The sequence below is a fragment of the Streptomyces sp. NPDC090994 genome (assembly GCF_044768905.1).
Taxonomy (GTDB): Bacteria; Actinomycetota; Actinomycetes; order Streptomycetales; family Streptomycetaceae; genus Streptomyces.
On the sequence record NZ_JBIVWS010000026.1, the window covers coordinates 63,050 to 65,500 of the forward strand.

Below are 2,451 nucleotides of genomic sequence, written 5' to 3' on the forward strand. Positions count from 1 at the left end.
TATGGCGGCGCCGGGCCCTCCGCTCCATCCTCCGCCGGGGCCCTCGCTAACCCCGCAGGTCCAGGCGGGGGATCTCGATGGCCGGGCACCGGTCCATCACCATGTCGAGCCCCGCGGCACGGGTCCGCCCGTACGCCGCCTCGTCGATGACCCCGAGCTGGAACCACACCGCCTTCGCCCCCTTGGCGACGGCCTCGTCGGCGACCGCCCCCGCCAGCTCGCTGTTGACGAAGACGTCGACGACGTCCACGTCGAAGGGGATGTCCGCGAGGGAGGCGTACCCCTGCTCGCCGTGCACCGTCTCGGCCTTGGGGTGGACGGGCACGATCCGCTTGCCGAACCGCTGGAGCACGGCCGCGACCCCGTAGGCGGCCCGCCGCTGGTTGGCGGAGAGGCCCACCACGGCCCAGGTGTCGCCCCGCTCGGTGAGGATCCTGCGGACGGTTTCCTCGTCGCCGTACATGCTGCGCCTCCGTGAGTTCGCTCCTGTGCGCAGAACGCGGGGGGCCGGGACAAGATTCCCGGCCGACGGGGCCCGGAGGCGGGCGGAGGGCGAGCGCATAGGCTGGCCGGATGCCAGACGAGTACCGCACCGTCGCCCGCGCGGGCGTGCACGAGACCGAGATCAACCGCTCGCGCTTCCGGTGCGCCCTCGCCCCGGTCGCCACCGAGCGGGAGGCCCAGGAGTTCGTCGCGGCCGTGCGCAAGGAGCACGCGGACGCCACCCACAACTGCTGGGCCTACGTCGTCGGCGCCGACGCCTCCGTCCAGCGGGCCAGCGACGACGGCGAGCCCGGCGGCACCGCCGGGCTGCCCATGCTGCAGATGCTGCTGCGCCGCGACATGCGGTACGTGGCCGCCGTCGTCACCCGGTACTACGGCGGGGTCAAGCTCGGCGCCGGGGGACTGATCCGGGCGTACGGCGGTGTGGTCGGCGAGGCGCTGGACACCGTGGGGTCGGTCACCCGGCGGCGGTTCCGGCTGGCCGTCGTCACCGTGGACCACCAGCGGGCCGGCAAGCTCCAGAACGAACTGCGCGCCACCGGACGCGAGGTGCGTGACGTGCGCTACGGCGAGGCCGTCACGATCGGGATCGGGCTGCCGGAAGCCGACGTGCCCGCCTTCCGGGCCTGGCTCGCGGACGTGACCGCCGGGACGGCCGGGTTCGAGCTGGGCGGCGAGGCGTACGGGGACGCGTGACCGGCCGCCCGCGTCGTCAGGGGTTCTCGATGGCGACGCAGGGGGCCCACTGGCTCAGCGGGTGCTCCACTTCTGGTTGTCCTGGCCGTTGCAGTCCCAGAGCTGCAAGGGGGTGCCGGCGGCGGTCTTCGCGTCCTGGACGTCCACGCACTTGTCGGACTGCGGGTTGACCAGGTCGTTGTTGCCGTTCAGCACGAACTGCTGGGCCGGGTTGCCGCTGCACCAGGCGATCTGGATCACCGCGCCGTTGTCGTGGGAGCCCCAGGCCACGTCCATGCACAGGCCCATGGAGCGGATCGTGCCGTCGGAGCGGAAGTCCCACTTCTGGTAGTCCTTGCCGTTGCAGTCGGCGATCCGGAGGGGCGAGCCGTCCGAGCCCTTGTGGGAAGCCATTTCGATGCACCGGTTCGAGGCGTGGCTGTAGAGCGTGGTGCCGGGGGCCGTCGTCACCGTGGCCGTCACCGTCGGCTTGGTGGCGGACTTCTTCGACGTGGAGGAGTTCTTCTTCGTCGCCTTCTTCGTCGCCTTCGGGGTCTCCTCCGGGCTCTCCGCCGCCGCTCCGGCTCCCGCCGCTGCCGCCGCGCCCGCCCCCGACTTGCCCTTGCCGTCGTCCCCGTCGCCCTTGCCGGCGCTCGGGGAGGAGGAGGGGGAGGACGGGTCGGACGGGTCCGGGGCCGCCGAGTCGTAGGCGCCCGCCGCGGGGTCCTTCGCGCCGTCGTCCAGCACCGTGCCCGCGTTGGCCACCTTGTCCGACGGGCCGCCGTCGTCCGAGCCCGACCTGTCCAGCACCCCCGCCACCAGGAACGGCACTCCGACCAGCAGCGCCCCCGCGATCGCCGCGCCCGCCAGCAGGCCCCGGGAGGGGCGGCCGAAGGGGCGGGGGAACGTGGCCTTCTCCTCGGCGGTGGTGGTTGCGGCGGCGGTGTCTTGTTGGCCGGCTGCTTCCGTCGCTTGTGCCGCTTGTGCCGCGGCTGCGGCTTCGGGTTCCTCCGGATCGGCGGCGGGGGAGGGGGTGGAGGGGGTGGAGGGGGTGGCCTCGGAGGCAGCCTGCCGCTCGGTTCCGGTTCCGGTTTCGGTTCCGGTTCCGGTTTCGGTTTCGGCCGGGGCGGGCGGCGCCGTCTCCTTCTTCGTCTGCGGCGTCGTGGGTGACGTCTCCTCCGGCGCGGCCTGGCTCGCCGGAAGCGCTGCCTGAGCCGCGGCCTCGTGCTGCGGGTTGTTCTTGCCGGACATGGTGTTCCTTCCGAGAAGCGG

Annotated in this window: 3 protein-coding genes; 1 reads left to right on the plus strand and 2 read right to left on the minus strand. The window is 73.2% G+C overall.

All coding sequences use genetic code 11. The annotated features are described in order from the left end of the window. Positions 1–46: 46 nt before the first annotated feature. A complete protein-coding gene (locus ACIQR3_RS33420; protein ID WP_403544664.1) occupies positions 47–463 on the minus strand; it encodes a CoA-binding protein in 417 nt (138 codons plus the stop codon). Between the two features lie 110 nt (positions 464–573). On the opposite strand from ACIQR3_RS33420, the gene ACIQR3_RS33425 reads away from it, so the two are divergent. After that, entirely contained in the window at positions 574–1,200 is a 627-nt protein-coding gene (locus tag ACIQR3_RS33425) for a YigZ family protein (RefSeq protein WP_403544666.1), read from the plus strand. A gap of 54 nt (positions 1,201–1,254) precedes the next feature. Here ACIQR3_RS33425 and ACIQR3_RS33430 read toward each other — a convergent pair whose 3' ends face one another. After that, entirely contained in the window at positions 1,255–2,430 is a 1,176-nt protein-coding gene (locus ACIQR3_RS33430; protein WP_403544668.1) for a ricin-type beta-trefoil lectin domain protein, read from the minus strand. Between the last annotated feature and the right edge of the window lie 21 nt (positions 2,431–2,451).